Genomic DNA, 544 nt, shown 5'->3' on the forward strand with positions numbered 1-544 from the left:
CGGGTAGGGGTCGTGCGCGAGCCGGGCCCGGTCGGTGGACGGCGTGAGCGGTTCCTCCAGCAGCGGGCGCCGAGTGGCCTCCCACGCCGTCCGGGCCCGGCCCAGCAACTGCGTCCACCGGTCCCCGGAACCGCTCCCCAGCGCCGCGTCCAGCGCGGTGATCACGCCCGAACGGGAACCGGCGGGCAGGGTGAGGCCGGTGCCGTCGGCGAAGAGGTGCCGGCTCGCCGGATCGGGCTGGCGCAGCCGGACGCACCGCTCCAGCGGCTCCCGGCCGGTCTTGACGAACAGGTCCCGCCACACGGCGGGCAGTTGCAGCAGTCCGGGGCCGGTGTCGAAGCCGAAACCGTCACGTTCGCGACGCCCCACGGCCCCGCCGTGGGTCGCGCCGCGCTCGAACACCGTCACCGAGTGGCCCGCCACCGCGAGCCGGGCCGCGGCGGCCATGGCTCCCAGGCCGCTGCCGATCACCACAATCCGTGCCATGAGCAGCGACTCTAGCCCGGTGGCGGGCCGGCCCCGGCGTCGGCCCGGCTGCCGTCCG

At 76.8% G+C, this 544-nt stretch carries 1 protein-coding gene; it reads right to left on the reverse strand.

The window, feature by feature from the left end; genetic code table 11:
• A partial coding sequence (locus ACYVE9_RS30450) for an NAD(P)-binding protein (RefSeq protein WP_461031074.1) occupies positions 1-486 on the reverse strand: 486 nt, incomplete at its 3' end.
• Between the last annotated feature and the right edge of the window lie 58 nt (positions 487-544).

This window comes from Streptomyces sparsus (assembly GCF_054776295.1).